Raw genomic sequence first — 7,291 nt, 5'->3', positions numbered from 1 at the left:
CTCAATTACTACCTTGGCTTTGAAACTACCATCAAATTTTCTTCTCGTTTTTCTCATGTTTTTTCCGACTATTTAAAGTTAATAATTTCAACTTATATAGTGGTCCAGTTTTTCAAGGGTATTATAATGTATCGCATTGTATGAGAGAAAAAAAAATTAAGTAATTGGTTCAAAGTCTTTTTTATGAATGGTCTGATTTATGAATAATTTAGGATGATGATAGGTTTATATAATTTCAATATTTTTACAAATAAAAATGATTACAAAATTAATTTCATCAGTTAACATTAAACTTTATTATTAAAATTAAAATTCATGACGAATGAAGATAATAACTATATCAAGTTAAAAATAGAAGGTATTTTCAAATTAAAAAAAGTTGCTTCGGAATTTAATATAACTTCGGATGACTTAGTTGCATTTCACAATCAGTTCTGTGACATTAGCGAATTACTCCCGCTTAATATGCCTAAACATGTAGAGCATGTCTATCTACCTGCTCAAAATTTCAAAGATCGAGATGTGAAACTTCTGAAAAGTACAAAACTCGCACTTCCAACTGTAGTTAGTGAAAAAACCTATGGCGTTATGCTTAACTTTTTACCGAAAGATCTCAAAATGCATTATAAGATAAAAGTAAAAAAAGAAAATGGGTTTTTAGAAATTAGTAAAGAAAAAACTTACATAAACAATAAAGAAATTGAGCAAACTATTGAGCAATTATTTGAAAAAGCAGAGCAAGTACTTTATCCAATCCAGATTGCGACAGATGAAAAAGGTGCTATTTTCAAAATTATAAATAACGAAGGAATAGCTAACCATTGGGAGAAAGATTGCAAACCAATGCTGGTGGAATATTACAAATCCGAAACAGCGGATAATATTATCGGGAAGTTGGATAAATCCTTTAAAAATTTAAGCTCGAAAAAAGATTTGTTAGAAAGAAATTTATTTTATAAATTATTTTTTCTGCCGGTTTACACTAATTATCCCGATTTTTTTAAAAAAGATTTTCTAAAGATTTATTTTTCTGGAATCAAAAATGTGGTCAATTATACTGTGGAATACTCTTTAGAAAAAGAATTTACCCGAGGACAGAAGATTGCCTTGCGTATTTCTGGAAAAGAAGAGGGAAATATTTTTAATAAAAATTCAGAAAAAGGAGAAATAGATTTGCTGTATAAATTTCACAAAGAAAGTAATGCCATATTTTCAATTACGGGTTTTGCAACTGCAGTAGAAAATGGAATACCTCATAAAATTGATTTTCAGCTCTATGAATTGGAAAATAATTCTTAAATTTAGATATTAGTAAATACACAAGACAATGAGTGAAAAACATTTAGTTTGCCAAGGAGCCATATGCCAATGCAACTATGGCACTACTCCAGATAAATTAAAAGTATTAACCCAGACAAAACGCTTCATCAACGATAAAGAAGGAAGCACAAAACTAATGGCCACCAATATGGATATTGGCGCTTCCACTTTTGAAAAAAATACTTTTGGTCCGTGCAAAATGCAACCTATTCCGGGAGGTGGTTTTAAGCCTTGTTAAATAATAGTAACCGTTTGGAGTGGTTTTTATGATAAAATAACTTTAGAAGACAACTCTGGAAAGGCATTGCTGGAAGATAGCAAAGCAACTTGCCCAATTGGTGGGCCAGATTGCATTACCATTATTAATCACGGGCAGATCGCGGAGATTTCTCCGCAAAATGTGGAAAATGCGAATAAGGAGGTTTTGGCGGAATTGTTTCCTTTTGTGGATCTGGGAGAAGATGAAGAGGAAAATAAACATAAAGTCAATTTTAAAATCCGCTGATATGAGTGCAAAAATAGTTACAAAATTTCTATCCAAAAAACATAGCGGAGATGGTGTTTTACATATAGATTTCAATTCATATTCCCAAAATAAAATTGCGTTGCAAACGGAATTAGTTGGTTCTAAAAATACCGATATAATTTGGGAAATTTATAGCGAAAATCAAAAATTAGATACTAATGATTTAAACAGAGGAAAAAATGCTGAGTTTTTAGTACTAAAATCTTATGCTGGATCGCGAGATAAGCCTCACGATTTTTTGATTGTCTGTAAAAACTCAAAAGGTTTAAATCTTGCTTCGTTTACAATTTCGGTTTTTGCAACACCAGAAATTTTAGAAGCATATTGGGGAACTTCTATTGAAAATAAAATTTATGAAGCGTCTATCAATCGTAATTTTACAGCAATTTTTAATGGTGTTGGTCTATACAATATACCTTTACACCTTGATGTTTACTTTGTTGCGAAAAAAGGTGAAGATGTAAAAGTAGAAAGCCTAAGCAAAGTAATTCACATTAAATCTATATATGATATAGCAGATTTCTATGTAAACAAAGAAATTTTAAATAATCATAAAATGTTTTTTCTTGGAAATACACCAACCATTTTTATGGAGTATATTTCAAACAGCACATTGCTTGATCTTACAGGTAATATGAGAGATTTAGTGATTGCAAAAGCTTATTTTATAATTAAGTACAAAAATCATATTTTATTTAATGGCAAATTTGAAAATCACATTTTAAATATTACCTTCAGCATAAATTCTTTAGTTGTAGAAGAAAAAAATACAACCATCTCTCCTGTTGTAGTTGCAACCGAAGAATATTTTACCCAAAAGTATGAACCTTGCAAGTACGAGAAAATTTTTTATAAACACGGAGAGAGTGCTGAATTAGAACTATTTGATGAAGATAAGCCGACCAAAAAAGATAAGGATGGAAAATTATCAAACAGCAAAGTTGAAATTTCAGTTATAGTACCACCTGTTGGTAGTAAAAACGTAAAAGATCTAAAAATACGTCTCGAAAAAGTTGAAACCAAACAGTGTAGTTTTAACGATGATAATAAAAAACTTGCAAATTATGATGAGGGCAGTATAGCCGAGGAAACCCTTCCACACAAAGGAAGGGTAATAAATACTAAAAACTTAGACGAAGCCAAAATACAATATATTTTTGATAAGCCTGATAAAAAAATAACCATAAAACCTACTTTTAATTATAAGTATGGCAAAGATACTGCATGGGAATTTTTAAAACATTATTTCCTATTCTCTACCTTATTAGATAGCAAAGATGTACTGCAAAATGAATTAAAAGGCAAACTCATTGGTTGGGAAGCAGAATCTAAAGGCATAATAGATGTGCATAGAATTGGCTTAGAAACCTGCAGATACCAAAAAGGTTTGTATTTAAAAACTTATGCAGATGTAGCATGGGCTTTTCATTCAAAATTTGATAATCCTTATATTCCAGAATATTACAATGATAACAAGTCCGTGAAATTTGTAGAAGGTTTAGACGAGGAAATTGACCAATTGGTAAATAGTCCGTTATTAAACAATTTTTCTGCCACCATTATTTCTCCCGCACTGGGAAGCAGTTTTATTCGCAAATTTATTGCCGACATCATAAAAGACATGGCAGAAAGATACGGTTTTGCATTTACGGCGTATTATGATTTTGATGAAAGTGGAAAAAAGAATAGCAAGCAAATTGATTATGGAGAAACGCATCCTAAGGTATTTAAAGCACTAATTGCTGGTGTAGTTACCTTAGAAATTCTAATTGATGTTTTACTTATTATTATAACAGAAGGTGCCGCACTTGCCAACTTTGTCTCCAAAGCAGGAAAAGTAGCAAAGGTGATGAACAAAAGTGGAAAATTGGTGGATAAAGGATTGAAGGCAGAAGAAATATTAGCAAAACATTCTAAAACCTTTCAAGCGGCAAGAACAACGAAAGCAGCAAAAAGCACTTTTGAACTGATGAAGGGTTCTTATTACAAAGGTTATCGTTTTGTATATGATGAAGATATTGGCATTCAACCCATTTTAGAAGAGAGAGTGAAAATAAGTCCACTGCTTAACTTGGGCGTAAGCCAAGAAAAAAAATTGGGTGAACTAATAATAGATAAAACTCCTGTAGGAATGTTGCTTAATGTAGGCAAATCTGCCACAGGAGGATTTGGATTGGGAGTAAGTGCATTATTTTTGAAAAAAATAAGTTATACCAAAGCAGGAAGTAAAATTGAGGCTGGTAAACAAGCAGTTGGATGGTATCGTGCGGCAACTTATCCATTGAAAATTGTAAATTATGGTTTAGAAACGGTCTATAATCTTCTTGCATTCGCTACAGAAGAAATGATGAAAAAAGTTTTCGGTGCAGAAGCAGAATTTGAAAAAGACATTACTGCACATTTAGATCTAGATTTTTGGTTGAAAATACAAAATGCTTCAAACAAACTTGATCTTGTGGCTATGGCGAAGGGCGAAAGCAAAAAGGACAAATCTTCTATAAGCGTAGCTCCTTCTGGTGCATTCACAGTAAGATTAAAATTATCTGGTAATGTAGCCAACAAGGTGGTGGTTCGCGCCATGCAAATACTAACCTGGAATAATAAGCAAGAAACCAAAATGCAAGAAATGACTGCTGAAGGTGGTTTTGAAGTAGAAGGAAATATTTTTATAGAAAGGAGATACTATTTCAAAGCAGACAAGAAACCCTATCACGAAGACAAAATAGTGTTTACAGGTTTGGCTGGGGAATATGAGTATAAAATTAAAACTAGAAAACGTGATAAGGAAAAGATAAAAAAAGAAGAAGTAATAAAAAATCAAGAACCTACACAGTTTATTTTAATAGAACCTTGTCAATTAGTTTTTAATTCTTCAGAAATGACTAAAAACCCAAGCGATGATAAATAGCATAAAAAAAATACTTTTATTAATAATGGTTGCAATTAGTTTATTAGGATGCAGCCAAGACAAAAATCAAAATCAAAATCAAAATAGAAAAGGAATGAATATAGATCAATATATACCCGAAGAGAGTAAGACCATAGATAGAAATAATTATGCTGAAAAAGTATTAGAAAGCATTAAGCATTATGATAGCGAACCGATTTACTATTATAGAATAAATAAACAAAACTGCTTGATAGAGGTTAAAATAAATGATGTAGTAGATTATAAAGACTATGAATTATCAAATATAATTATTCCCTCTGAAATCGGACATATATTAAAATCGGGACAACAAACTGTAACCGTAAAAATGTATCCTGTTGGAGATTTAAGCAATAAAGATTTGGGATTGGAAAATCAGCCACAAGCGACTAAATTATCAGACAAGGCAAAAGTAGATATTTCTGTGGTAACTATGGATAATAAATCTAAAAAACAATTTGGTGATGAACGAGTAATAACTACACAAGTGAGTCCGAAGGAAGCAGCAGGAAAAAAATATTATGAATTTTCTTTTACATTTAATGCAGATATACCGTATCAATTCGAAGGCTGGTCAAAAGGAAAAGACCTACGAAAACTCAACCAAGAATTGGTGAGAAAAAAGGCGGTAGAATATTATGAAATGATTGGTAAGGTTCATTTAAATAAAGATTTAGACTCTTGGTTAAAGATTAATTTCCCTCTTGAAAAGAGAATTGAAGGAATGTTTTATGTAGATAAACAATATTTGGAAGACCTTGTTAAAGAATTTAGTGATGATGTATTGCAGGACTATACAATGCTCCCACTAAAAAATTATACCTTAGAATATATGGGAGATGGAAAATTATTAAGATTACGTCAATCTTCTTTAGAAGAGAATTACAGAGGAAAAGGAGCATTAATGTTAGAATATGATGAGGGATATTATTTTCCAGGCATCACTTTATATCTTCCAGAAGGTAGAGATTTGGCAACGCAAGGATTTATGATGTGGAAATAATGAGAAAACTTTTAGTTATATTTTGTGCAGGAATTTCTTTTTTGGGTTGTAGCCAGAAAGAGAAAACGCTTGCTAGTAAAGATACAAAGGTAACTTACGACATCAACAAACATATTTTCCCAGAAGCAAAACACATAACTGAAGACAACTTTGTGTATGAATTGAATTCGCAGATAAAACATTACAATAATGAACCCATCTACTATTTTAGAATTCATAAACAAAATTGTTTAATTGAGGTTTATGTAAATGATATATTTAATAATGATGATTACGAATTATCAAATTATATTACTCCTATTAATATATATCCCATTCTAAAATCTGGAAAACAAGAAGTTACTGTAAAAATGTATCCGGTGGGCAATTTGATTAATGAAGATTTAGGCAGAGAAAATGCGCCACCTTCAACTACTTTGTCGGATAATGCTGAGGTGGAGATAGAAGTTATAATGATGGATAATAAATCTAAAAAAAGATTTGATGATGAAAAAAGTATTGTTAAACATATGAACCCAAAAGAAGTAGCGGGGAAAGAATATTATGAATTTAGTTTTACCTTCGATGCTGATGTGCCGTACGAATTTGAAGGATGGACGAAAGGGCAGGATTTGCGAAAATTAGATCAAGATTTAGTAAGGGAAAAAGCTGAGGAATTTTATAAAATGGTGGGAGAAATTCATGTAAAAAATGACTTAGATTCTGAATTAAAAATTGTTTACCCATCAACAATTAGAATACGGCAAGTATTATATAAAGATAATAATATAAAAAAATTATTCGAAGAATATAAAGAGTATGTTGTGGATGATTATAATCAATTACCTATAATTAACTACACTTTACAATATATGGGGAATGGAAAGTTATTAAGATTGATAACCAATAATTTAGATACTAATTTAAGAGGAGGGGGTGCTTTAAAGCTTGAATATGGAAAAGATAAGGATATCTTTCAACCAGGTATCACATTATTTCTCCCCGAAGGCAGAGATTTAGCCACCCAAGGATTTATGATGTGGAAGTAAAAAAATAGTGAAATGGTAGTACTGATTATAGTTATTCAAATAGCAAGTTTAGTGTTTTATTTTAAATTTCTGGATGAAGGAGGAGATTATGAAGAGAGTAGCAATGGGAAATATACATTTGAAGGGTGTTTGTGGTATTTTTTAGTAGGACTACATTTTATCTTTATCCTGCGTTTCATCTATATACAGATTAATTTTTCATATGTATGGTATGATCAAATTATGGAATTTATTTCCATCGGGATTTCTTTATTAATAGTGATTCCAACCTTTATATATATACTTTTAAAACGAAATAGAAAGAAAAACAAAAAGAATTAAATAGCAAGATTGTAAACAGTTTAAATTCATGGGAAGATTACAATATTAATGAAAACTATGAACCTGCACTAATAAATAGTCAGCCATTAAAAACTATTTAAACAACTGATTAATAGTTATTTAGAAGTTATAAAGTTTGTTTATATCTGCAAGAAAACGTATCT

The 7,291-nt window shown here is 30.8% G+C and carries 4 protein-coding genes and 1 pseudogene; all 5 read left to right on the top strand.

Going from position 1 to position 7,291, the window contains the following annotated elements:
• The first annotated feature begins 315 nt into the window (after nucleotides 1-315).
• The 5 genes and pseudogenes from HNQ03_RS15625 (at nucleotide 316) to HNQ03_RS15605 (ending at nucleotide 6,806) form a co-directional block, all read left to right on the top strand.
• Nucleotides 316-1,299, top strand: coding sequence for a hypothetical protein (locus HNQ03_RS15625; protein WP_173780631.1), 984 nt, complete (start codon nucleotides 316-318; stop codon nucleotides 1,297-1,299).
• Between the two features lie 28 nt (nucleotides 1,300-1,327).
• Nucleotides 1,328-1,825 (top strand): annotated as a pseudogene (locus tag HNQ03_RS15620) (DUF4280 domain-containing protein).
• A 1-nt stretch (nucleotide 1,826) separates the two neighbouring features.
• Entirely contained in the window at nucleotides 1,827-4,754 is a 2,928-nt protein-coding gene (locus tag HNQ03_RS15615; protein ID WP_173780630.1) for a hypothetical protein, read from the top strand.
• Nucleotides 4,744-5,778, top strand: a complete 1,035-nt coding sequence (locus HNQ03_RS15610) for a hypothetical protein (protein ID WP_173780629.1) — start codon at nucleotides 4,744-4,746, stop codon at nucleotides 5,776-5,778. Before HNQ03_RS15615 ends, HNQ03_RS15610 begins: the two co-directional genes overlap by 11 nt.
• Nucleotides 5,778-6,806, top strand: a complete 1,029-nt coding sequence (locus HNQ03_RS15605; RefSeq protein WP_173780628.1) for a hypothetical protein — start codon at nucleotides 5,778-5,780, stop codon at nucleotides 6,804-6,806. The genes HNQ03_RS15610 and HNQ03_RS15605 overlap by 1 nt, the downstream gene beginning before the upstream one ends.
• Nucleotides 6,807-7,291: the final 485 nt, after the last annotated feature.

Origin of the sequence: Frigoriflavimonas asaccharolytica (assembly GCF_013294015.1) — a bacterium.
Classification (GTDB): Bacteria; Bacteroidota; Bacteroidia; order Flavobacteriales; family Weeksellaceae; genus Frigoriflavimonas; species Frigoriflavimonas asaccharolytica.
Note: the sequence above shows the minus strand (reverse complement) of the source record. Positions and strands in the feature narration are given on the sequence as shown.

Coding starts and splice junctions, on each gene's coding strand:
- HNQ03_RS15605 (WP_173780628.1), top strand. CDS start 5,778: ATGAGAAAACTTTTAGTTATATTTTGTGCAGGAATTTCTTTTTTGGGT.
- HNQ03_RS15610 (WP_173780629.1), top strand. CDS start 4,744: ATGATAAATAGCATAAAAAAAATACTTTTATTAATAATGGTTGCAATT.
- HNQ03_RS15625 (WP_173780631.1), top strand. CDS start 316: ATGACGAATGAAGATAATAACTATATCAAGTTAAAAATAGAAGGTATT.
- HNQ03_RS15615 (WP_173780630.1), top strand. CDS start 1,827: ATGAGTGCAAAAATAGTTACAAAATTTCTATCCAAAAAACATAGCGGA.